This window comes from Thalassospira sp. CH_XMU1420-2 (assembly GCF_037029325.1).
Taxonomy (GTDB): Bacteria; Pseudomonadota; Alphaproteobacteria; order Rhodospirillales; family Thalassospiraceae; genus Thalassospira; species Thalassospira povalilytica.
Genome location: NZ_JAYMEG010000006.1, coordinates 38,564 through 62,190, shown reverse-complemented (window position 1 = coordinate 62,190; position 23,627 = coordinate 38,564). Strand labels below are relative to the sequence as shown.

The window sequence follows — 23,627 nt, the reverse complement described above, 5'->3', positions numbered from 1 at the left end:
GGGATTATTGTTTCTTGGCATCATCGCCAAGGAAATCAACCAGGCTGACCTGACCCGATCCACGGCGCAGCGGCTTGGGCTGGCTTTCATCAGGTGCCCAGGCGGTCAGATAGATCACCTGAAACTTCGCATGAATGCGGCCATCTTCGCGGGCATGGCGTTCGTGATAGATCGCGGCCGCACGGGCAAGGGTGCTGCGTTTGGTGAATTTCTTTGACCGTTTGGCGATCAGGTTGCTTTCACCCATGCCCGAAAGATCACGCATCAGTTTAAGCGCATCGGGATAATCAATGGTGATGTCATCGGCATCAACAACCGGCAGGGCAAAGCCGCTGCGCTGAAGCAACGCACCGGCATCCTTCACATCGACGAACGGTGATACACGCGGGGATACGCCGCCTTCTTCCTCGGCCTCGGCAGCCATCAGGGCTTCGCGCAAATCACGCAATGTATCGCCGCCCAGCATACAGGCCAAAAGCAACCCGTCGGGTTTCAGCGCCCGGCGTGCCTGCAGCAACATGCCCGGAAGGTCATTGACCCAGTGCAGCGACAGGTTGGACAGGATCAGGTCAAGCGATCCTTCGGCAAAGGGCAGAAATTCTTCGTCCGCGACAAGGGTCGGTTTGCCATTGTTGGCCTGCGCATTGCGGGCATAGCCGGTTGAAATATCGGATTGATACAGTGTGTCAATACCGCCGCGCGTGCCAATGATCTGGCCCAATTCGCCACTGTGGCAGCCAAGATCAACCGCCAAGGGGAATGTGCGTGTGGTATCGTCGAGCCGGTCGGCAAGCCGTTCGGCGGTTTCGGCAAACAGGAAATTGTAATCCTGTGCCCTGGTTGCCGCACGGTCGCGGCGCAGCTTTAATATGTCTCGATCAAAGACAGTGATCGGATCGGCCATGAGGCGGGATGCTCCGGCAAAAGTCGTTAAAAATGTTACGACCTAGATAGAGCGTCTTGGTCCACCGCGCAATCAACCATCAAACCATTCAGCCATTCGCACCGTTCATGCGCAACGGAAATGCGCCGGGACGATGGATCCATTGGCTTGGTCGAAATGCGACTAGGCGTTCCGCGCCCTCATAATTTGCCAGCATGGCACCGCCCATGATGATTTCGGCATTGCCGGTAATCTGCAACATGTCGCCACTGGTAAAATCCACAAATACCAGCCCGGCCCGCGGATTGATCAAAAGGTTGCCCAGCGTGTTAAAGAACCGGTTTCCGGCATAATCGGGAATGATCAGGGTTCCGTCATCCTCGATATGGACAAAGCCCGGATTGCCGCCGCGATGCGATACATCGACATCCCGCCTTTGATCATCATGATCGATATAGGACGCGATGAAAAATGTGTCACTGCGCGCAATCAATGCACGGGCATCGTTTGAAAGGTCATGCTCGCCACGGGTGATTGAGGCGCCTGCGGGGGCAGAATGACGGGCAATGTCGAGATCGCGCGGGGTGATATATTTCGGGCAATTGCCAAAACTGTGCCCGACCGTGATGTCAAACGATGTCTCATTTGTGCGACTGATTGTCCCATTCAGACGATTGCGTCGACGGGTATGAAGCTCGATCCCCAGTAATCCGATGGCATCGCCGTCTTCCATCCCGGCATCAGCCGGGTCATTCCCGTCGCGCGGCAGCGTTACGGCAAGATGATAGATATCGGTCGCAAACAAAAAGCCCGGCTTGTTGGCGCGAAGGGTGGCCCACGGTCTGTCATCGGGATCGACACTGCCCAATACGACGAATGGCAGTTGCGGGTAAAACAGGCGGTGCTGTTCGATCAAATGATCACGCAGCACCTTGCGCCCGACTTCCTCCATACGCGCATCGACACCCAGAATTTGCTGAAGACGGATTTCTCCAGCATGCCAGGGGGTGGGGGCACTATCCGACACAGGCGGTCGGGGGAAGTGCGGGTTTTGGGTGTCGATGCGATCAGACATGTGTGCGTCCTTCAAACAAGGGGGCAGCAGGCAACTGGCAACAGGCAGGTGGTAGCAGGCATGGGGTCAGGACCGGGCGTTCAGGAAGACGCCAGCATTTCGGCCGGGGCATGCATGAAGGGCACAAAACCCGGCAATTCTTCGATCCGCGACAGCCAGTCGCGCACCTTGCCATAGCCGGCAAGATCAACATTGCCTTCGGGCGCGCGGGCGACATAGCTGTATAGCGCGACATCGGCGATGGTCGGATGATCGGCTGCCAGCCAGTTCTGGGTGTTCAGATGGGCTTCCATTAAACCAAGGATGGCATGGGCGCGCGCAATCACTTCATCGGGGTTAAAAGGTGCGCCAAACAGGGTGACAAGACGGGCGGCACAGGGGCCAAAGGCGATCTGACCTGCCGCAACCGACAGCCATCGCTGTATGCTGGCAGCACCTTTTGGGTCTTCGGGCAGCCAGTTGGTCGCCCGCTGCTTCTTGGCAAGATAGACCAGAATGGCATTTGAATCGGAAATCACCGTCTCGCCATCCTGCAGGACCGGAACCTGCCCAAATGGATTAAGGGCGAGAAAGTCGGGCTTCTTGTGCGCGCCGCTGGCAAGATCGACTTCGATCAATTCATGATCAAGCCCCAAAAGGCCAAGCATCAAGACCGCACGATGGGCATGCCCGGAAATCGGATGGTAATAGAGTTTCATGGCAGGTTTCCCTGTGATTGCGCTGTAAATGTCGTGCCATGATGTCTGTTTCGGAAAATTTATGGAATTCATATCATCTGCAATTTATTATTCCGATAAATGAAATAATCGTCGTTGCGAAGGAGGCTGTGCTTGGATCGCTTTAACGCCATGAAGGTCTATGTGCGTGTGGCCGAGGAACAAGGCTTTGCCGCTGCGGCCCGCGCCCTGAATATGAGCCCGGCCGCCGTCACCCGGACCATTGCCCAGCTTGAAGATATCATCGGCGCGCGGCTTCTGATCCGCACGACACGCACAGTCACAATGACCGAGGCCGGGACACGGTATCTGGCTGATTGCAAACGGTTGCTGGCGGATTTGCACGAAGTCGAAGCCGCGGCTGGCGGGGCATATGCCCGCCCAAGCGGGATGTTGTCGATTACCGCACCTGTGCAGTTCGGACAGATGCATGTTGCCCCGATTGTCGGGCGCTATCTTGATCAATATCCTGACATGCGTGCACGCCTGATGCTGTTTGACCGCATCGTCAATATCGTCGAAGAAGGCATCGACCTTGCGGTGCGGATCGGTCATCTTGCCGATTCATCGCTTTCAGCCATCCGCATCGGGCAGGTGCGCCAGGTGGTTTGTGGCGCGCCGGCCTATTTTGACCGTGTCGGGGTGCCTGAAATCCCCGCGGATCTGGCCGGGCACCGGATCATTGCCACCACCGGTTCATCGGCAAGGCTTGATTGGCAATTCAACACATTGTCGGGGGCCGGGCGTAAAATACAGGTATCCCCGGATGCCAGATGGCAGACCAATTCGATCGAAGCGGCGCGAAAAGCCGTAATTGACGGGTGGGGGATCATGCGCATGTTGTCCTATCAGGCCGCACCCTTCATTTCCGACGGCAGTCTGCAAACCGTGCTTGATGATCATGCCCCCGACCCGGTGCCGGTTCATCTGGTCCATCCCGAAGGCCGCCACGCCCCGGCAAAGGTCCGAAGTTTTATCGATCTTGCGGTCGAAACCCTGCGATCAAACCCGGTTTTGAATTCCGATTAATTCGACCTGTGCGTGTGATATGATCCGGTGATTGCGGGGAAATCGGGGATCACGGGAATGGTAATGGCGTTGTTGCGCACGGTTGGCCGGATCGGGATTGATGCCATCCTGCCGCCGCGCTGTGGCGGGTGTGGCGCGATTACCGAAACCACTCATGCGGTCTGTGCCGATTGCTGGGCGGGATTGCGGTTCATATCGGCCCCGCAATGTGCCTGTTGCGGCTATCCGTTTGAACTTGATGATAGCGCTAACACCACCGGAAATGAACAGCCTGACGGGCAGGTGCTGTGTGGAAACTGTCTGCAAAAGAAACCGGCTTTTGATCTGGCGCGGGCTGCACTTGTTTATGATGATCACAGCCGCGATTATCTGCTTCGGTTCAAACATGCCGATCGTACCGATCTGACCCCGCTTCTGGCACGCTGGCTTTATCAGTGTGGCAAGGGGATATGGGATCAGGCGGATTTGATTGTGCCGGTTCCGCTGCATCGGCGGCGGTTATTGCATCGTCGCTATAACCAGTCGGGATTGCTGGCCGCCAGATTATCAAAAATGACCGGTATTCCCTGGGATGGATTGGTGCTGGGGCGCAAGCGAAACACGCGCAGTCTTGGCGGGCTTGGTCCGTCATCGCGCAAACGTGAAGTCGGCGGTGCTTTTGCCATTGATGACAAACGGGCGCAGCTTTGCGGGCTTGATGGCGGGCGGGTTGTTTTGATTGATGATGTGCTGACAACCGGGGCAACCGCCAATGCCTGTGCCCGGGCGTTGAAGCAGTCGGGCGTCATGCACGTATCTGTGATCACGGTTGCACGCGTCGTACGATGACGCGTTGCAAAAAATCTGTTATACAGCCGTCATCAGAACAGTTTTCCGCGCCGTATCAAATGTTCAAAGCCCGGTTTACGGGGCTTTTGGCATGATCGGCTGCTTGAAAAAGGATGAATGCCCAATGGCAAAAGTTGAAGTGTATGCCACCGAATGGTGCCCCTATTGCAAACGTGCCCGTAAGCTTCTTGAAGAAAAAGGCGCGAAATATCAGCTGATCGACGTGATGATGGAGCCGAAGCGCAAAAAGGAAATGATGGACCGTGCCAATGGCCGTCATACCGTGCCGCAGATCTTCATCAATGACGAACATATCGGCGGCTGCGACGAACTGATGGCGCTTGAAGCTGCTGACAAGCTTGACGCAAAACTGTCGGCATAAATCAGGTCATCCTGACCCGCACATGTTAAAAACCCCGGCCTTTTTGTGGCCGGGGTTTTTTGTTGGTGGCACGGGGGACGGGGCGAGACTGATTTGCGAAAATCAGGAAAAGACCCTTTCCATTTCCTTGCGGAATGCGATTGCCGGGTCTTTGGCGTCAAATTCGACATCATCCCAGGTCAGGGTTTGGTCCATCCCGACCGGGCGTTTGATTTTAAGATGGTGGGCAAGGCCGATCGGCAGCGCATTGCGTGCACGCGATGTGCTGGCCGGGGAGAGTTTGCCATACACCGTATAGCCCCCTTCACCATCCAGCATTTCACCGGGTTTAAGATCGCGTTTGGCGGTGGCGACCGCATCGCCCGACCAGGCGCGTGATGTGCCGGTTGCCTCACCGCGCAGGGCCGCCGATGCCACCGAAATGCCCAGTTCCAGCCCGATCAGGTGATAGGGTTTATACATGGTGGAATATTGCCCGCTTGGATCGGTCAGAAGGCCATATTCGTTAAAGCATCTGACGACATAGTCACTGGGGGCTTCAAATGTCACATAAACGCCCCAGCGCAGATCGCGAAAGACCGGGCGGGTGTCACGTTCAAGACTTGAAACAACTTCGACCGTGCCTTTGCGATCAAGGATGCCGCCGCTTTCACGCGGGCACAGCAATCGGGGAAGGTCATCAACCCCGCAGGCCGGGAATTGCAATCCGCAATCCTGGGGCACCAGATCACAGGCATTGGAAACAGCGGCCATTTCAATGGCGGATTTGGTGCCATCAAGGAAGCTGTTGAAAATTTGCGGGTTCATGCCGCCCGCCTGTGCCTGTTCGGGCGTCAGGCCATAGTGATGCCAGACATCATCAGGGGTTACATGGTGATAGATCGGAAGATATTTGGTGCCCTTGCCCGCGCAGGTTACCGGCAGGCCAATTGCGCGTGCCCAATCAACCATTTCCGAAATCAGAGCCGGCTGATCGCCATAGGCCATGGAATAGACAAGACCGGCGGCCTCGGCCCGCTTGGCAAGAAGGGGGCCTGCAAGCACATCGGCCTCGACATTTACCATGACGATATGGCGACCATATTCGATGGCCTTTAGCGCAAAGCGAATACCGGCTGACGGGCTTCCGGTTGCATCAATGATGACTTCAAGCCCGTCAGCGGCGATCAGGGTGTCGGCATCATCGGTGATCCAGGTCGTTCCGTTTTTATACGCACTTGCCGGGTCGGTTGCCGAAAACCGGTCATCGGACCAGCCAACGCGGCGCAATGCCGCCTTGGCCCGGTCGATGCCAAGATCTGCGATGCCCAGCACATGGTAGCCCGGATGATGTCCGGCCTGACTTAAAAACATCGATCCGAATTTACCGGCACCGATAATGCCAACCCGGACCGGATTGCCTTCATCGGCACGCTTGCGCAGTTTTGCATCGAGATTCATTTATCTTCACTTCTCCGGCAGGTGTTATGCAGCGGTGCGCTTGGCGACCAGTTCTTCAAGGCAGTTATCCGCAAGCGGTTCGATCGGCGTGAAATCGCGGTGCGCAATCCACGGTTTGCGATTGAATGCCCGAATATGGTTCGAAACCGCACACAGGCTGAGATACACAATCGTGCGGTCAAACGGGCTGATATTGGGCGGGCTGGCATGGACCAGATTGCCGTGGAACATCACAACCGATCCGGCCGGACCAATCGGGGCTTCGCAGCCGCCATCATTGGCAAGTTTGGTCACGGTTTCACGATCAAGCGTCCAAAGCGGGTAAGACGTGGTTTCAAGATCGTGACCGGCCTGAAGCACGCCTGCCTTGTGGCTTTTGGGAATGAAAAGAAGCGGGCCGTTGGCCGGGGTCACGTCTTCGAGGAACAGGGCAATGTTGAACGCGCGCGGTTCGGGCATTTCATCATCGCGTTGCCATGTGCCGTAATCCTGATGCCACTGCCAGACAGCGCCATCAAAGGCGGCCTTGGCGTTGATCTTGTACTGATGCATGTAGACCTGTTCTTCAAGATACTGAACAACCGGTTCGATCAGGCGAGGATGGGCGCCAAGACGGCGGTGGGCTTCGTTATAGGTATGTGCGGCAAAGGCGGTTCGGGCGACGCCGGATTTCTCGCGCCAGACCTCTTCGCGGTCGGATGCGTAAATCTGTTTGGCTTCGGATAACAGCAGGGCAGCTTCTTCGCGTGAAAAAAGTTCAGGCAAAAAAACAAAGCCATCTTCGCGAAATTTCGCGAGTTCGGTCTCACTGAGTTTCATGACGTTTCCTCCGCGCCGCACATTCTTGTTTATTGTGTTGCGGCTGATGCCCGCTTCGGGCGGTTAATTGGTGTGGTGATCGGTATCCTTCATATTCGAGATCAGGCGATGCTTGGCATTGTGGGTATGTTCAATGGCCAGCATTTGGGCACGGTCGCCATCGCCGGCACAGATCGCGTCGGCGATGGCTTCATGTTCCGTCCAGATCGGATCGCGGGACGATCCGGTCTGCAGGTCTGCATGCATCACACGCCGAATTTGCAACCAGACGGCCGCTGATGCTTCGGGCAAAAGGGGGTTGCCCGACAGACGATAGATCGTTTGATGAAATGCGACGTCGGCTGCAACAAGTTCTGCGGTGTCGCCGCTGCCCAGGGCGTGGTTTCCCTGTGTGATGGCAGCCCGCAAAGCCGATTCCCGGTCCGGGGCGTTGGATTGGGCGGCAAGACGGGCGGCGAGCCCGTCAAACGCTTCTCGCAGGTCATAAACGTGACGGACCAGATCGGCATCAACAGGTGCCACGCGATAGCCGCGCCGCCCCATCGGTTCGACCAGTCCGTCACGACGCAGCAGCCCCAGAGCTTGCAACACGGGTTGCCGCGAGACATTGAGTTCCTCAGCCAGCGCTTCCTGACGCAAAGGTGTCCCGGGAGGGAGAGCACCGGAACACAAGGCATCAACCAGGCGGTCATGCACTTCGTCAGTCAGACTTTTTCGACCGGAAAGAGGTTCCATCTTCGATCCTTCTTAGGTGTACGGAATACTGTATACAGTAATTTCGACCAAGGAAAGGTGTAAGTTGCAATCAGGACTCTTTTGGGGGCATGCGGTTGATCACGTGCCCGCGCGGACGTGACGTTTTGTCATTGCGTACGGGGGGCTGGGCATCACGACCGAAAGGCGGTGCGATGGTGATAAGGTGCGAAGTTCGTACTGATCGAATTGCGTATTGTCGCGCGTGACCGACAGGGTCATCATGGCAGGGATAATGATAAAAAGGAGAATGCATCATGACCCGTTTCATTGCTGCCTGTGTCCAGGTCAATTCCCGTGACGTCATGTCCGACAACCTTGTGCGTGCGGCGACCTATGCGCGCGATGCCCATGCGGCAGGGGCCCGGTTGATCGCATTTCCTGAAAACGTATCCATGATGTCCTTTGGCGGGGAAAATGTCCGCGCCGCAGCCTTTCCCCAGGAAGAACATCCCGGTCTTGGCTTCTTTGCCGATCTGGCCCGGGAACTTCAATCAACCCTGATTGTCGGATCGCTGCATGTAAAGGTCGCGGGTGAAGACCGGGTGGCAAACCGCTGCTTTGTGATTGGACCCGATGGCAATGTCATCACGTCCTATGACAAGATCCATATGTTTGATGTCGATCTTGCCAATGGGGAAAGTTACCGCGAAAGCAAAACATTCCGTCCCGGCGACACCGCCAAACTTGCGGAGACCGAGTTTGGCAAGATCGGTGTGTCGGTTTGCTATGACGTGCGGTTCCCGCATCTGTTTCGCGATTACGCCAAGGCCGGTGCCAAGATCCTGAGCATCCCGGCGGCCTTTACCCGAACCACCGGACAGGCACATTGGCATACACTTTTGAAGGCGCGGGCGATTGAAAATGGCTGCTTTGTCATCGCCGCGGCCCAATGTGGTGATCATCCGGGCGGGCGCCAGACATTCGGTCATTCCCTGATCATTGATCCGTGGGGCGAAGTTCTGGCCGATGGCGGGACCGATCCCGGCTTTGTCACAGCCGAGATCGATCTGTCGCGCGTTGATGAAATCCGGCGCATGGTGCCGTCCCTGCAAAATGGTCAGACCTATAAGCCGTGCTGACCATGTGCCGGTAAGGCTTGAGGTTCGAGGTTCGCGGTCTAGGATCTGATGTCGAAGTGGTCAGGAATAACTGACCACTTCGAACTCGATATTGTCGGCATCGCGGAAATAGAACCGCCGTCCCGGTTCGTAATCGGCGTGATTGTGGGTTGTGAAACCCGATGCCTTGATCTTTTCTTCGGTCGCATCAAGGTCATCGACCACCACGGCAATATGGTTCAGGCCACCGCGCGTCTGATAGGTATTGTCGCGTGCATCACGGGCGCCGTTTGAACTGTCGGCTTTGCCGGGTGCATAAAGTGCGACGTAACTTGAACTGTTGCCGACATGATAGGTCTCACCGTCATGGATCGACGGGCCTTTCCAGCGGACGTTCCATCCGAACCAGTCATGCAGAAGACTTGCCGTTCGGGCGGGGTCGGAAACGGTAAAATTAACGTGTTCCAGAAATGCTTCACTCATGGCGTTTCCCTTTCAATGTAAAGGAGAAGGGTGGGTTTGTTCCTTGGTGGTAATTCCTGAAGTAAGGTTTAGGTCAAGGGCCAAATTGCATTGAATTTGCAATTTTATCTGATCGGGATGACAGATTGCTCACAGGGCCTCACGAAACAGTGTCGCAACGTCATTTCGATTTTCAGGCTGTGCAGGGCACTCTTGGTCATCACGGAAACCCAAGCGGAGAGACAGCACCAATGTTGAAGAAAACACTGACTGGGGCGATTGTCCTTTTTGCCATGTCGGGCGCGGCCCTGGCGGGTGAGCAATATGTTGACGAAACCGGCTTTGCGATCAGCGGTTATGACGCGGTGGCCTATTTCAATCTGGCGCAAAAAGACGATGGGATGATGCAGCCCCATGCCGTGCCGGGCCGCGCGGACATTACCGCTGATTATAACGGGGCGACCTGGGCCTTTGCGACGGCAGAAAACCGCGACATGTTCCTGGCCGATCCGGCAAAATATGCCCCGAAATATGACGGGCATTGTGCATATGGTGTTGCCAAGGGGGCGAAGGTGCCTGCCAACCCGAACCTGTGGCGGATTGTTGATGGCAGCTTGTATCTTAACATCACCCCGGAAGTCGCCGAAACCTGGAACAGCGATATCGCCGATTACATCATGGATGCTAATGATGAATGGTCCGATCTTGAACCGAAATCGGCGTCTGATGACAGCTGGATGGAGATGAGCGACAATGACGGCACCTATGACATGGCAGCACCGATCAAATAAGCGTTAAGCCCCAAACAGCCCATAGCGCCCCATACTGCCCTGCTATATTTCCACCCATAACAAAACACCCCGGCCAGAACGGTCTGCCGGGGTGTTTTTTGATCGGTGACGGATCAGATCAGGTTAGCTCAGGAACCGCGCAATGCGCTGACCACCGGGCGGCGATACAGCAAAAAGGCGGGCAGGGTTGCCAGGATCAATCCAATAATGACAAAGCCCCCCGCCAGCATCAGTTCCGATGATCCGAGCGATGCCTGCATGGCCATGCCGGTTTCGGCGGTAAAGATCCGCGATACCGATTGCGCCACCATCCAGCCAAGCCCAAGACCGCAAATCGCGCCGGTAACCACCAGCAGGGAGACGTAACTCCAGATCGCGGAAAAGACATAACTGCGCGGCGCACCAAGGGCCCGCAGAACGGCAAACTGTTTGCGATAAAGCTGCATCAGCGCAAGGATCGCAGCCAGAATTGCCGCAACTACAAGCGCTTGTGACCCCAGCGCCATGGCCCGCATCACCGATCCGGCATTGCCAAGCAGACGATACATCTCGACCAGGACTTCGGCCGGGAAAAAGGCGGTGGAATGGTCGGTGCGATAATCGGACCGGATGGTATAGGCCGCGGCAACGCTTTTGGGTCTGACGACAATGGCAGGGACACCGGGCAATTCATCAAGATCAAAGGGCGGGCCGATGCGGGTTACGTGATGATGGTCATCATGTTCGTGTGCGTGATCATGGGCGTCTTCGTCGTGATCTGCTGCATGGTCATGATCGTGATCACCCTCATGATGGGCATTGGCTTCATTGTGTTCATGATCTTCGTGATCTTCATGCGCTTCGCTGCCGTCATGATCATGTTCATCACCGGCAGGTTCATGATGCCCGGTCGGTAGGGCATGAAGATCCCAGACCTGTTCGACGGCAACAATGATGGCGCTGTCCCATGGCGTGCCGGTCGGCTGCATTTTGCCGACCACATGAAGTTCCGCGCCGTGATGATGATCAAGGACTTCTTCGGGGCCATGGCCATGACTGGGTTCAAATTCATCGCCAATGGCAAGCGGCACGGCAGCACCGACCACGGCCTGTTCGATGGTTTCAAACACATGCCCGCTGGCAAGCCCGCCAGACAGATAGGTCACGAATTGCGGCGTTGATCCGACAATCGAATGCCCCTTCCAGCTGTCGCCAAAGGCAAGCGGGGCGGCAATTTCAACACGCGGATCGTCAAACAGCTTGCCCCAATAAGGACCATCAAGAAGATTGATGGCGCTATGTTGCAGGAAGATCGAATTCATGACGATTTCGGTCTGGCTTCCCGGTGCTGCGATCAGGATATCAAACTTGTCGGCCGCCTGTGCACTGCCCTGACGGAGCGCACGTTCCTGTGCCGTCAGGCCAACACCGATGGCAACCGCAACCGCGATCAGAAGAACAAACAGAATGTTCATGATCCAGTGCCGTTTCAGACTGGCCATCACGATGGGAAACGGGTTCATGCAAGCTCAGCCTTTTCCTTGATGTTAGCGCTATCATCAATCAGGGCGCCCTTGTCAAAACGCAGAACACGGCCGCAGCGATCAATCACATCCTGATCATGACTGACGGTGATGATGGTGCGGTTCGACCCGGCCAGCGAAAACAGGATGTCGGTTGCGGTTTTTGATGCGGCGTCATCAAGGCTTGCCGTTGGTTCATCGGCCAGAATGACGGGCGGATCAAACAGCAGGGCACGGGCAATGGCGACACGTTGCTGTTCACCGCGTGACAAATCAGATGTGCTTTTGCGCGCCAGCGGTACGCCCACCTGATCAAGAAGTTCGTGGGCGCGTTTACGGGTGGCGTCATCAATGCGAAAGCCGATAAAACTTGCCGGGATCAGAACGTTGTCAAGCGGGCTGACTTCATCAATCAGGTGGAAATCCTGAAACACGAAACCGATGGATTTGCGCCGCCAGCGATCTGCTTCACCTTCGCCCAGGGTGGTGATATCCGTGCCGTTCCAGATGATCTTGCCGTGGCTTGGCTTCAAAAGGCCGCTGATCAGATACAGCAGGCTTGATTTACCTGATCCGGACGGGCCGGAAATGCCGACGGTTTGCCCGCGATCAATCGCAAGATTTCCGATTTGCAACACAGGGGGCTGGTTTTTCCCGTAATGCAGACTGAGTTCTTCGATGCGCAAAAGCACGTCAAAGACGGGCTCAGATAAGTTCGAACTGGGCATCGACAAGTCGGACAAGGCTGACAAAACCGGTTTCCTCATCTTTGGCTTCACCGAGTTCAAGAATACCGGTGGTAATGATCGGGCGATTGAATGCCACCGCATCAACCGTATCGCGGGTACGGACAAAAACGATGTCACTTGGCCAGTCTGCCGATGTTTCACAGAACGGGCAGACCGCCATCGGGCGCTGGGTCAGGACAAAAAAGGATGCATCTGCCTTAAGCGGCGGGGCCATGAAACCCGGGACCGTGATGATTTCGCGCGATGCGGCAAAGGCTTTTGCCTCGGCGGAAAATTCGGCCTGTGTTTTGTAAAGGTCGCGAATTTTGATGCGGCTTTGCGCGAATGCCGGACGGGTCAGGGCAAGACCGATTGAGGCAGAGGCACCGGTAATGAATGTGCGGCGTCCGATGGGCATGGGAAGTCTCCGTCAAACAGAAGCACCGGTCGCAGCGAACTGCGACCGGCAAAGATGGTGGTCAGCGGATGGCTTATTTCGAAGCCATGCTTTCCTGGATTTTCGAGGCATGCGCCATGACGTGGTAGATGAAGTTCTGTTCAACCACACCCTTGAACAGGTGCGACCACGGACCGGCTGCAAAGATTGCAACATCGTCGCCCGCGTGGGTTTCGCTGCTCATCGGGACCAGTGCCTGCTGAAGGTAGTCAATGTCGGTGGTGTCAACATTGGTCAGATCGGCACGAAGGTTGTCTTTCAGAGCACCCGGGCCGTTCATGTAGCCAAGGGTGGTGTAAGGCTTGCCATCATCGCCTTTTTCTTCGGACAGGCCGAGGATCGGGTTGCCGCGGCTTGCATAACCGGAAATGGTCATGGTGTGCGCGTGGTCGGCGGTGACAATGATCAGGGTGTCATTCAGGTTGACCTTGCCCATGGCTTCCTTGACGGCATCGTTCAGCGCGACGGTGTCTTCAAGGGCGCGTGCGGCATTGCCGGCATGGTGGGCGTGGTCAATACGACCTGCTTCGACCATCAGGAAGAAGCCCTTGTCATTTTTCGCGAGAATATCAATCGCCTTGCCGGTCATTTCAGCAAGCGACGGTTCGCCAGCCGCATCTTTTGCACGGTCGGCTTCATATTCCATGTGCGAACGGTCAAACAGGCCCAGGACCTTTTTGGTTTTGGCCGGGTCAAGTTTGTTGAATTGTTCCTGGTTCCAGATGTATTGCGCACCGGCACCGTTGGCTTCTACCCATTCTTTCGGAAGATCGCGACCATCGGAACGCTGGCCCATTTTGCCGGCATCTTCCGGGTCTTCCATGGTTTTGTCCATGAACATGCGACGACCGCCGCCCATGGCAACTTCAAACCCGTCACCGCCTTCTTTCCATTCGATCATCTGAAGGGCAATGTCCTTGCAGCCGCCTGCCTTTGCTTCTTCGGTCAGGTCGCTGTCGCTTTCCCAGTTACGGTCAGCGGTATGAACATAGTTCGCAGCCGGGGTCGCGTGGGTCAGGCGGGCGGTGGAAATCCAGCCGGTCGACATGCCTTTTTCTTCGGCCTGTGCCGCGATGCTGGTCAGCGGATGTTCTTTCTGTGCTTCGCAATCACGACGGGCGACTTCCTTGGAAACGCCGATGGTGCCGTTATTGAGCTTAACACCGGTAACCATTGCCGATGCGGTCGGTGCCGAGTCAGCGATCTGGGCGTCATGGGTATAGGTTTTCGACAGTGCCACGTTCGGGAACTGACCGAAAATCAGGCTGTTGCTTTCGCCGTCAACGCCGCGCTTCTGGCCTTCAAAGATACGGGCCGCGGTAACGGTCGGAATGCTCATGCCATCCCCGACGAACAGGATGATGTTTTTGGCACGGTTGGTGTTGTCCTGTTCCATCAGCTTCTGCTGAAGGGTCTGCTGTGCAGCAAGGAAATAGGAATCGTTTGCCTGCGGAAGCTGATCAGCCGCATAGGCAACGTTTGCGCACATGGCACCAGCCAGCGCGGAAGCCACAAGAAGGCGTTTCATTTCGATAGTCTCCCTTATCGAATAATATGCTCGCTGCTATCTGCCCAACAGCGAATGCGGCGGGAGTCTAGTGTCTGTGAAAGGCGCTTTCGTGAAGCAAATATGATTGATCTGTTACAATGTTCGGATGAACCGGAATTCGCCAATTCCCGCGATTTCAAAAGTCTGACGATATGTTTTCACCGGTGTGGTGCGGTCGTGTGGTCGACATCATAAGGTGCTGTTATTGAACGATAATATTGACAAAGCAGCAGTTTGGGCAAATCCACAAATGTGTGACTTGTTGGTATGATGTTTCGAAAGAGCCGATTGTTCATTTGAATGTCGATTTTACCAGACCGAACCTTGCGACCGTGATCGATCCTTCGGGCCCGATCATTCGTTTTCAGGCTTAGCCGGCTTTTGCGCAACGATCGCCTGTTTGACAGAAACCGGTAATCCGGTATCGCTGTCGCGGACGGGGCCTTGCTGGGTGGTGATGATATTCCAGTCGGCAAAGGTTTTGTTCAATTCATCCGGGCGCAGCAGAAATTCCGGTGACCGTGGCCGGCCAAAACGTTCATTGCCGACCATGAAGGTCTCATAGATCAGGGTGCCGCCCGGGCTTGTTGCGGCCCGCAGATGATCAAGCAGCGGACGATGCAGGTAATTGACGACGACAATCAGATCAAACTGACGGTTTTCAAGGGGCCAGTTCCCGGTTTCAAGATCAGCCTCGATCCAGTTGATCACCCGGTTGCCTGACTGTTCAATACGCGAAAGATCGCGATCAATTGCCGTAACGTCCCATCCCCGTTTGGCCAGCCAGAAACTGTGCCGTCCGGCGCCGCAGGCAAGGTCGAGTGCGCGGTTATGTCCCGGCGTTGCCACAGGGCAATGCTGTGTGATCCAGTCCGATGGCAATTGGGATGACATTTTTGTAAATCTTGTTTATTGAAGGTTTCGCATGTGACTGGCGGAATGCGCCCGGTCAGGCCATATTACAGATACCTTAATTCTGCGACATATCGGTTTCCACAAGTACCATCATGATTCTTTTTCAGCTTAAATGCGAACATGATCACGAATTTGAAGGCTGGTTCAAGGACGGCGCGACCTATGACATGCAGGCCGCAAGCGGCGATTTGTCCTGTCCGGTCTGTGGCACGTCCAATGTGGGCAAGGCCCTGATGACGCCGCGATTGCGCACATCGCGGCAAAAGGAACTGGCAGCGGAAAAACAGCAGCAAAAAGCCGTGGCCGAAGCAACCAAGGCCGCGATTGCCGAAATCCGCAAACAGGTCGAAACCAATTGCGAGCATGTCGGTGACAAATTTGCCGAGGAAGCCCGCAAGATCCATTACGGCGAAGCTGAAAAACGCGGCATCTATGGTGAGGCATCGCTGAAGGAAACGGTCGAACTCGTCGAAGAAGGCATCGACGTCCACGCCTTGCCCTGGGGCGATGACACCAAGAAAAAGAACTGACAGCACATCAGGCCGACGGGTGTCTTGATATGCAAGTTGCAATCATCGAAAGTTGCCTGCAATTGCATTGAAAGATTTCTGTTCCTCCCCATTTGAATGGCTGGAGCTATTCGGAGGGAGAGGTTCGGGGAAGCGAAAGCACCGCAATTTCGGTATTCCCGGCATTGGCTTGAAAACCAGAATGGCCTGAAGGCCATCACAGAAATCGTTATCTGATCAGACGGCTCTCCCACGCGCGGACCATAAACCGTGTCCGGTTCAACCGACTGAAGAAGAGTGTGGGGAGATGAAGATTGATTTTAACGAACTGAATCTGAAGACCCTTCTTGATAATTCCATCGTCGGCGTGGTGATCCATGACTGGGATACATCGATCGTCTATGCGAACCCGCGGGCGATGGATTTGCTGGAAATGAGCTACGATCATCTGATCGGAAAAACATCATACGATCCGCAATGGCACTTTGTTGACGAACAGCACAGGCGGTTGATGGTTTACGAATACCCGGTCAACAGGGTGCGTAAAACCAACACCACGATGGTCAACGAAGTCTTTGGCAAGGTGAATGAGCAAACCGGTGACGTCAGGTGGTTTCTGGTAAATGCCTATGTCGAACGCCAACCCAATCTGCCCGATGGCAAAGGCTTCATTGTTGTTTCCTTCAATGACATTACCGACCGGCAGAACCTGTTTTCCTATGAACATATTCTGGAACATGCCGGGGATGTGGTCATCGTTACCGAAGCCGATCCGATAGAGGCACCGTTTGGCCCGAAAATCGTCTATGTGAACAAGGCGTTCGAAAAGCTGACAGGATATTCGCGCGACGAAGTCATCGGTGAAACACCGCGCATATTGCAAGGCCAACTGACCGATATCGAAGCCTGTCGACGCATTTCCAGGGCCCTGCACGAAAAAACCAATATCCGCGAGACATTGCTGAACTATTCCAAAACCGGAAAGCCATATTGGCTTGATATGAGCATCATGCCGCTTTTTGGGCGAAATGGTCAGGTTACCCATTTTGCGGCGATTGAACATGATGTGACGGAATCAGTGTTCAACGCGCAGCAGCTTGAACGGCGAAATGCGGAGCTCAGGCAAATCAAGGACTCGCTTAACAAGCTTGTTCAGGAAAAGACCCGTCAGCTTCGCGAAGCCAATATCAAGCTTGAACAGCTTGCCTATTATGATGCGTTGACCGGCGTTCCCAACAGGCGCAGCTTCACCGACCAGTTGCAAAAGATGTTCGGGTTTTGTGTGCGCAACAGTTACCCGTTGCTGGTCGGCATTTTTGATATTGATGACTTCAAATATGTCAACGATACGCACGGTCACGGCGTAGGGGACGAGGTGCTGGTGCAATTGGCGCGTGCGGTTGACGATCAGTTCCGCATCGAAGATGTGTTTGGCAGGATCGGCGGCGAAGAATTTGCCTTTGCCTCAATCGTCAAAGAGCGCAAAGCAGCGGACATCCTGTGTGCCAGGGTGCTGTCAAATGCACGGTCATGTCAGGTTGAACTTGCCGACGGTCAGCATGTGTCGATCACTATCAGTCTTGGCGCATGTTTCGTGGTTCCGAGCAACGGCATCGATACGGACAAGGTCATGCAGGTCGCCGACCGGGATCTGTACGAAGCCAAAAGGTCGGGCAAGAACCGGTTTGTGATTTCGCAATGTTAGGGGCCGTTTCGCGGCCCCGGGTTCAGGCGACCCCGGGTTCAGGCCGCCTCGGGCTTGCGGGCGATGACCATGTAATTGACGTCAAGATCGCGCGGGGCGGGATACCAGGTATCCTTGATCGGGTTATAGGCAACACCGGTGATATCGGTCAGTTCCAGGCCGGCACCACGCAGGTAGCCCGACATTTCCGACGGTTTGACGAATTTGCGCCAGTCATGAGTGCCAGCCGGCAGCCAGCGCAGAACATATTCAGCGCCGATCTTGGCCAGTGCCAGTGACTTGATGGTGCGGTTAAGGGTCGCAACAAACATCAGTCCGCCCGGTTTGAGAACCGATGCACAGGCCTGCATGAAGAATTGCGGATCATCGACATGTTCGATGACTTCCATATTGAGCACGATATCAAACTGTTTGCCTTCATCGGCCAGCATTTCCGGCGTGCAGCAACGATAGTCGATTTCAAGACCGGACTGTGCTGCATGAACCTTGGCGACTTCGATGTTGTTTTCCGCAGCATCGATCGAGGTCATTTTGGCCCCCATCCGTGCCAGCGGCTCTGACAACAGGCCCGCACCACAGCCGATATCGATGATTTCGATATCTTTAAGAGGTTCGATCTGTGCGGGGTCACGTCCGACATGGGCACAGATATTGTCCCGCAAAAGCTGCAAGCGCACCGGGTTGAAGCGGTGCAGCGGTTTCATCACGCCATTCGGATCCCACCATTTTTCTGCCATCGCGGAAAAACGCGCGATTTCCTCGGCATTGGCGGTGCGGCTGGTTTTGGCGGATGCGTCCGACATGGCGTGGCTCCAAAGGCGTGACATCAGTATATGTGTTCTGTGCCCTGTTTACGCGGGCCTGATCGGCAAGGCAATACTCAGCTGACAAATGCGCGCGGCCATCGTCGCCGATCGGGCATCAAAACCATGTCTGAGGTGATCTGCATTGCCGGTATGGATCGTCAGGGTTTTTGGGTAAATTTCGCACGATATTTCACTGAATTTGCATGCGCGGAGCCATTCGGGACATATTTGGCTTATAAAAATTGCTCCGACGCAATTTATCGGCTGCGTTGATGCTTGTTTCGCGATGATTATGGAAGTATTGATAACGCCGCCCGAAACAGGGGACGCGCCGATACGATGGCATTGCATCCCTGCCAGGGAACCGGATCACATACCGTCTCGTTCGGATCGCCGATGGACGGAGAGCATAGCGGGGATACTTCATGGCCCGTATTGTCATGAAATTTGGCGGCACTTCGGTCGCTGATGTTGATAAAATCAAAAACGTAGCACGTCGGGTCAAGGCCGAGGTGGACGCTGGCAATCAGGTTGCTGTGGTCGTCTCTGCCATGTCTGGCAAGACCAATGAACTGGTCGGTTGGGCGCAGGAAGTCTCGCCGATGTATGATGCACGCGAATATGATGTCATCGTATCGTCGGGTGAGCAGGTTACCGTCGGGCTTCTGGCCATGGCGCTGCAAAGCATGGATGTGCCTGCGCGTTCCTGGCTTGGATGGCAGATTCCGATCAAGACCGACGGCGCACATGCCAAGGCCCGTATCAAGGAAATCGACACCACCGAACTCGACAAGCGCATGAATGGCGGCGAAGTCGTTTGTGTGGCCGGGTTCCAGGGGATCGCACCGGACAACCGGATCACCACGCTCGGGCGTGGCGGGTCGGATACGTCTGCTGTGGCGCTTGCGGCGGCACTGAATGCGGATCGTTGCGACATCTATACCGATGTTGAAGGGGTTTACACCACCGATCCGCGCATCGTGCCCAAGGCCAAGAAGATCGAAAAGATTACCTACGAAGAAATGCTGGAACTGGCTTCGCTGGGTGCGAAGGTCCTGCAAACCCGTTCTGTCGAGATGGCCATGAACCATCGCGTCCGGGTACAGGTCCGCTCGACCTTTAGCGAAGCAGAAGGAACACTTGTTGTAGACGAGGACGAAATCGTGGAACAGGAAGTCGTCAGCGGAATTGCCTATAGTCGTGACGAAGCCAAGATCACCTTGGTTAAAGTCGCTGATAAGCCGGGTATTGCCGCTTCTATTTTCAGCCCGCTGGCTGATGCGAATATCAATGTCGATATGATCGTGCAGAACGTCTCTGAAGACGGCAAAAGCACGGACATGACCTTTACCGTTCCGCGGGGTGAATTCCAGCGTGCGCTTCAGGTCATCGAAAAAAACAAGGACAAGATCGCCTATCAGGAACTTCTGAGCACTTCGGATGTTACCAAGGTATCGATCATTGGTGTCGGCATGCGCTCGCATGTCGGTGTCGCGCGCAAAATGTTTGAAACCCTTGCTGAAAAGGGCATCAACATTCAGGTCATCTCCACCTCGGAAATCAAGGTCAGCGTTCTGATCGCCGAGGAATATACCGAACTTGCAGTTCGTGCCCTGCACACTGCTTATGGTCTTGATGACGAATAATTTCGACAGTCCGATCGCTTTTGCGCGATTAAGCCACTGTTAAATTACGTGTAATACTACATACTGGTCGCAACGATGTGTTTCGGCCATTTGTGATGAAATGGCAGGGGATCAATCGGTCTCCTGCATTTCTGCTTTGGGGTACAGAAAATATGAGTGATCCGAAATTCGACGCAGCACACGCGCGCCTTGAAAAACTGTGGGCAGCGGGCAAGGAATTCCTTGGAACCGATTATGCCATCATGGCTGGCGCAATGTCGTGGGTGTCTGAACGTCATCTGGTTTCGGCGGTCTCAAATGCGGGCGGTTTTGGTGTAATTGCCTGTGGCTCCATGACCCCGGATTTGCTGTCGGCCGAAATTGCCGCGACCAAGGAAATGACCAAAAAGCCGTTCGGCGTCAATCTGATCACCATGCATCCGCAGCTTGATGATCTGATCGAAGTTTGCCGTGAACATAATGTCGGTCATGTGGTTCTGGCTGGTGGGTTGCCGTCGTCAAACTCGATCAAGCAGGCCAAGGAATTCGCCAAGGTTGTCTGTTTTGCCCCGGCGCTGGTTCTGGCCAAGAAGCTGATCCGTTCGGGTGCCGATGCGCTGGTGATCGAAGGCAGTGAGGCCGGTGGCCATATCGGCCCGGTGTCGCTGACCGTTCTGGTTCAGGAAATTCTGCCAAACATTTCCGACATTCCGGTTTTCTGTGCCGGTGGTATTGGACGTGGCGAAGCAATTACCGGTCTGCTTGAACAGGGGGCGGCGGGTGTGCAAATCGGGACTCGTCTGGTGTGTGCCGAAGAATGCATTGCCCATCCCGATTTCAAGAAGGCCTTCATTCGCGCAAGCGCGCGTGATGCTGTCACCACCGTGCAGCTTGATGACCGTTTCCCGGTTATTCCGGTCCGTGCCCTTGCCAACAAGGGAACCGAGGAATTCCGCGAAACCCAGCGCAAGGTCATTGAGAAATTCCGTTCAGGCGAACTCGATCAGGGTGCCGCCCAGCTTGAAATCGAACATTTCTGGGCCGGGGCATTGCGCCGCGCCGTGATCGATGGTGACGTCGAAAGTGGATCGGTTATGGCAGGGCAGTCGGTTGGTATGGTAAAGAAAGAACAACCGGTTACCGAAATTCTGCAAGAGTTGGTCGAACAGGCCGTTCATTCCCTGATTAAGAGAGACGACTAAGCCAAATGAGCATTCCCTCCGCCGCAGTCTCTGGTCCGCGACGCCTTTTAAAGCGCGTCCGTGACGTTATGGCTGGGCCGGGGACTGCGGAAGAGCGTCTGGGACAGATCGTAACCATCATTGCTGCTGATATGGTGGCAGAGGTGTGCTCGGTATATGTCATGCGCGCGGGCGAAGTGCTTGAACTGTTCGCGACATGTGGTCTGTCCAAAGAGGCGGTCCACATGACCCGCCTGCGCGTTGGCGAGGGCATTGTCGGTTTTGTTGCCGCCCATGCCCGTCCGCTTAATCTCAAGGATGCGCAAAAGCACCCGAACTTTGCCTATCGCCCGGAAACCGGCGAGGAAATCTATCATTCCATGATCGGTGTGCCGATTTTGCGCGGTGGCCGCATCATCGGGGTTCTGGCCGTCCAGAACCGTACCGAACGCCTTTATTCCGAAGACGAACAGGAAGCACTTGAAAACGTAGCCATGGTGCTGGCCGAAATGGTCGCCGGTGGCGAACTGGTCAGCCGTGAAGAACTGCTTCCGGCTGATGGGATTGCATTATTGCCGCTGCGTCTGGGCGGGGCGCGTCTGGCACCCGGGATCGGCAAGGGGCTTGCCGTTCTTCATGAACCGCGCATCGTCATTGATCGCATGGTGTCCGAAGACCCGGAAGAAGAATTGACGCGTCTGCGCGAAGCGATGCACGGGCTTCAGAACCATCTCGACAAGATGCTCGAAGCAGTATCGGGTATTGATGGCCTGAACGAGGCCGACGATCCGGGCGATATTCTTGAAGCCTATCGGATGATTGCCCAGGATACCGGATGGCTTAACCGCATCACCGAGGCGGTCCATACCGGCCTTACCGCAGAAGCCGCGGTGCAAAAGGTCCATGACGATACGCGTGCGCGCATGGCGCAGGTCTCCGACCCGTATTTGCGCGAACGCCTTCATGATCTCGAAGATCTGGCCAACCGGTTGTTGCAGCATCTTTCCGGGCAATATCAGTCCCCGGCATTTGGCGATCTGCCTGATGATATTATTCTGGTTGCGCGCAATATCGGTCCGGCCGAACTACTTGATTATGATCATACCCGGTTGCGCGGTCTGGCGCTTGAGGAAGGGTCGCATACCTCGCACGTGGCGATCGTTGCCCGTGCGCTTGATATTCCGGTTCTGGGCGGGGTCAAAGGGGTTCTCGACAAGGTCGAGGCCGGTGATCCGCTGATTGTTGATGCTGACAATACCCAGCTGTTTGTCCGCCCGACCGAAGATGTGCGCGCCGTAATTGACGGCGCCCTTAAGGCCCGGGCGGAACGCAAGGCGCTTTATGCCCAGATGCGCGACATGCCGGCACGCACCACCGATGGTGCGGATATTTCGCTTAATGTGAATGCCGGTCTTTTGATCGATGTCCCCCATGTGGTGGAAAGCGGTGCGGATGGTATTGGCCTGTACCGGACGGAAATTCCGTTCATGGTGCGATCGGCCATGCCCGATATCACCGACCAGACGCGTCTTTACGACCGGATTTTCGAACAGGCGGACGGGCGTCCTGTTGTGTTTCGGACCCTTGATGTCGGGGGTGACAAGTTGTTACCCTATTGGGAGGACATGACAGAAGAAAACCCGGCAATGGGGTGGCGGTCGATCCGCATCACCCTGGATCGCCCAGCAGTGCTTGTGCATCAGTTGCGCGCCCTGATCCGGGCCGGTCATGACCGGGATCTGTATGTCATGTTCCCGATGATCGCAGAAGTGGCCGAGTTTGATCAGGCCAAGCAGCTTCTGGATCAGCAGCTTAAACGTGAAGCCGAACGCGGATTTGTGCCGCGCAAGGTCGAAGTTGGCGCAATGCTCGAAGTGCCCGCCCTGATCTGGCAGGCCCCGACATTGCTTGACCGGGTGGATTTCCTGTCGGTTGGGACCAACGATCTTTTGCAGTTCATGTTTGCTGCCGATCGCGGTAACCCGCGGATCGAAGGACGGTATGATACCCTGTCACCGAGTGTATTTGCATTTATGCGGCAATTGGTGACATTGTGTGACCAGCGGAATGTCCGCCTGACCATTTGTGGTGAAATGGCGGGGCGGCCGCTCGAAGCGATGGCTCTCATCGGTTTGGGAATCAAACGATTGTCAATGGCGCCTGCATCTGTCGGTCCTGTGAAGGAAATGGTCAGAAGCATGTGCAAGGCTGAAGTTGAAAGATATGTCCTGACGATAATGGACAGTTCCACCAGATCTCTGCGTTCGCGTCTTAAGGCTTTCGCAATAGATCATGGTGTAAAACTTTAAAAAACATCGCTTTTGGTGGGGGTATCTGCTATTTTTTATTGCTAGATCGTAACGTGGGGGTGCGGAGTTGGCGATCAAAAAGCGAAAGGAAGATCATTTGGG

At 55.3% G+C, this 23,627-nt stretch carries 23 protein-coding genes; 10 read left to right on the top strand and 13 right to left on the bottom strand.

Features of this window, described 5'->3' with window-relative positions:
* Window positions 1-4 precede the first annotated feature (4 nt).
* The 3 genes from WA429_RS17225 to WA429_RS17215 all read right to left on the bottom strand — a co-directional run bounded on the left by WA429_RS17225 (window position 5) and on the right by WA429_RS17215 (window position 2,656).
* Entirely contained in the window at window positions 5-904 is a 900-nt protein-coding gene (locus tag WA429_RS17225) for a methyltransferase domain-containing protein (protein ID WP_287466282.1), read from the bottom strand.
* 88 nt (window positions 905-992) lie between these two features.
* The gene (locus WA429_RS17220) at window positions 993-1,958 is read right to left on the bottom strand and encodes a pyridoxamine 5'-phosphate oxidase family protein (protein ID WP_287466283.1); all 966 of its coding nucleotides are present in this window, start codon (window positions 1,956-1,958) and stop codon (window positions 993-995) included.
* Between the two features lie 80 nt (window positions 1,959-2,038).
* Complete coding sequence (locus tag WA429_RS17215; protein ID WP_287466284.1) at window positions 2,039-2,656, bottom strand: glutathione S-transferase family protein; 618 nt, start codon at window positions 2,654-2,656, stop codon at window positions 2,039-2,041.
* Between the two features lie 132 nt (window positions 2,657-2,788).
* Between WA429_RS17215 and WA429_RS17210 the strand changes: the two genes are divergently transcribed.
* The 3 genes from WA429_RS17210 (at window position 2,789) to grxC (ending at window position 4,913) form a co-directional block, all read left to right on the top strand.
* A complete protein-coding gene (locus WA429_RS17210; RefSeq protein ID WP_287466285.1) occupies window positions 2,789-3,703 on the top strand; it encodes a LysR family transcriptional regulator in 915 nt (304 codons plus the stop codon).
* A gap of 63 nt (window positions 3,704-3,766) precedes the next feature.
* On the top strand, window positions 3,767-4,531 hold the full coding sequence (locus WA429_RS17205) for a ComF family protein (RefSeq protein ID WP_287466286.1): 765 nt from the start codon (window positions 3,767-3,769) through the stop codon (window positions 4,529-4,531).
* A 124-nt stretch (window positions 4,532-4,655) separates the two neighbouring features.
* Window positions 4,656-4,913 (top strand): glutaredoxin 3, encoded by a 258-nt coding sequence (grxC, locus tag WA429_RS17200; protein ID WP_101245924.1) that lies wholly within the window; start codon window positions 4,656-4,658, stop codon window positions 4,911-4,913.
* A 102-nt stretch (window positions 4,914-5,015) separates the two neighbouring features.
* Here the strand turns inward: grxC and WA429_RS17195 are convergent, their stop codons facing one another.
* From WA429_RS17195 to WA429_RS17185, 3 genes are all read right to left on the bottom strand, one after another.
* Window positions 5,016-6,353, bottom strand: a complete 1,338-nt coding sequence (locus tag WA429_RS17195; RefSeq protein WP_287466287.1) for an NAD(P)H-dependent oxidoreductase — start codon at window positions 6,351-6,353, stop codon at window positions 5,016-5,018.
* A gap of 24 nt (window positions 6,354-6,377) precedes the next feature.
* Complete coding sequence (locus WA429_RS17190; RefSeq protein WP_287466288.1) at window positions 6,378-7,172, bottom strand: phytanoyl-CoA dioxygenase family protein; 795 nt, start codon at window positions 7,170-7,172, stop codon at window positions 6,378-6,380.
* Window positions 7,173-7,235: 63 nt separating this feature from the next.
* Window positions 7,236-7,907, bottom strand: coding sequence for a GntR family transcriptional regulator (locus tag WA429_RS17185; protein WP_068519651.1), 672 nt, complete (start codon window positions 7,905-7,907; stop codon window positions 7,236-7,238).
* A 275-nt stretch (window positions 7,908-8,182) separates the two neighbouring features.
* Here WA429_RS17185 and WA429_RS17180 point away from each other — a divergent pair, with 275 nt between their 5' ends.
* Window positions 8,183-9,007 carry a carbon-nitrogen hydrolase family protein gene (locus WA429_RS17180; RefSeq protein WP_287466289.1) on the top strand — a complete coding sequence of 275 codons (825 nt, stop codon included), beginning with the start codon at window positions 8,183-8,185 and terminating at the stop codon, window positions 9,005-9,007.
* Between the two features lie 60 nt (window positions 9,008-9,067).
* Here the strand turns inward: WA429_RS17180 and WA429_RS17175 are convergent, their stop codons facing one another.
* Entirely contained in the window at window positions 9,068-9,469 is a 402-nt protein-coding gene (locus WA429_RS17175) for a VOC family protein (RefSeq protein WP_287466290.1), read from the bottom strand.
* Between the two features lie 230 nt (window positions 9,470-9,699).
* Between WA429_RS17175 and WA429_RS17170 the strand changes: the two genes are divergently transcribed.
* Window positions 9,700-10,239 carry a YHS domain-containing (seleno)protein gene (locus WA429_RS17170; RefSeq protein ID WP_101245814.1) on the top strand — a complete coding sequence of 180 codons (540 nt, stop codon included), beginning with the start codon at window positions 9,700-9,702 and terminating at the stop codon, window positions 10,237-10,239.
* 128 nt (window positions 10,240-10,367) lie between these two features.
* Here the strand turns inward: WA429_RS17170 and WA429_RS17165 are convergent, their stop codons facing one another.
* From WA429_RS17165 to WA429_RS17145, 5 genes are all read right to left on the bottom strand, one after another.
* A complete protein-coding gene (locus WA429_RS17165) occupies window positions 10,368-11,741 on the bottom strand; it encodes an FtsX-like permease family protein (RefSeq protein WP_287466291.1) in 1,374 nt (457 codons plus the stop codon).
* Entirely contained in the window at window positions 11,738-12,493 is a 756-nt protein-coding gene (locus WA429_RS17160) for an ABC transporter ATP-binding protein (RefSeq protein ID WP_287466292.1), read from the bottom strand. The genes WA429_RS17165 and WA429_RS17160 overlap by 4 nt, the downstream gene beginning before the upstream one ends.
* Window positions 12,447-12,887: a hypothetical protein gene (locus tag WA429_RS17155; RefSeq protein WP_287466293.1), complete on the bottom strand. Its 441-nt coding sequence runs from the start codon at window positions 12,885-12,887 to the stop codon at window positions 12,447-12,449. The genes WA429_RS17160 and WA429_RS17155 overlap by 47 nt, the downstream gene beginning before the upstream one ends.
* 73 nt (window positions 12,888-12,960) lie before the next feature.
* Window positions 12,961-14,454 (bottom strand): alkaline phosphatase, encoded by a 1,494-nt coding sequence (locus WA429_RS17150; RefSeq protein ID WP_068519657.1) that lies wholly within the window; start codon window positions 14,452-14,454, stop codon window positions 12,961-12,963.
* Window positions 14,455-14,829: 375 nt separating this feature from the next.
* Window positions 14,830-15,369 (bottom strand): class I SAM-dependent methyltransferase, encoded by a 540-nt coding sequence (locus tag WA429_RS17145; RefSeq protein WP_101245819.1) that lies wholly within the window; start codon window positions 15,367-15,369, stop codon window positions 14,830-14,832.
* Between the two features lie 113 nt (window positions 15,370-15,482).
* Here WA429_RS17145 and WA429_RS17140 point away from each other — a divergent pair, with 113 nt between their 5' ends.
* Both WA429_RS17140 and WA429_RS17135 read left to right on the top strand, forming a co-directional pair.
* Window positions 15,483-15,920, top strand: a complete 438-nt coding sequence (locus WA429_RS17140; protein ID WP_101245820.1) for a DUF1178 family protein — start codon at window positions 15,483-15,485, stop codon at window positions 15,918-15,920.
* Window positions 15,921-16,206: 286 nt separating this feature from the next.
* Window positions 16,207-17,604, top strand: coding sequence for a sensor domain-containing diguanylate cyclase (locus WA429_RS17135; protein WP_287466294.1), 1,398 nt, complete (start codon window positions 16,207-16,209; stop codon window positions 17,602-17,604).
* A 38-nt stretch (window positions 17,605-17,642) separates the two neighbouring features.
* Here WA429_RS17135 and ubiG read toward each other — a convergent pair whose 3' ends face one another.
* Complete coding sequence (ubiG, locus tag WA429_RS17130) at window positions 17,643-18,407, bottom strand: bifunctional 2-polyprenyl-6-hydroxyphenol methylase/3-demethylubiquinol 3-O-methyltransferase UbiG (protein ID WP_068519661.1); 765 nt, start codon at window positions 18,405-18,407, stop codon at window positions 17,643-17,645.
* Between the two features lie 428 nt (window positions 18,408-18,835).
* On the opposite strand from ubiG, the gene WA429_RS17125 reads away from it, so the two are divergent.
* From WA429_RS17125 to ptsP, 3 genes are all read left to right on the top strand, one after another.
* Entirely contained in the window at window positions 18,836-20,056 is a 1,221-nt protein-coding gene (locus tag WA429_RS17125; RefSeq protein WP_068519662.1) for an aspartate kinase, read from the top strand.
* Window positions 20,057-20,208: 152 nt separating this feature from the next.
* The gene (locus tag WA429_RS17120) at window positions 20,209-21,237 is read left to right on the top strand and encodes an NAD(P)H-dependent flavin oxidoreductase (RefSeq protein ID WP_068519739.1); all 1,029 of its coding nucleotides are present in this window, start codon (window positions 20,209-20,211) and stop codon (window positions 21,235-21,237) included.
* 5 nt (window positions 21,238-21,242) lie between these two features.
* Window positions 21,243-23,525 (top strand): phosphoenolpyruvate--protein phosphotransferase, encoded by a 2,283-nt coding sequence (gene ptsP / locus WA429_RS17115; RefSeq protein ID WP_068519663.1) that lies wholly within the window; start codon window positions 21,243-21,245, stop codon window positions 23,523-23,525.
* The last annotated feature ends 102 nt before the right edge of the window (window positions 23,526-23,627 follow it).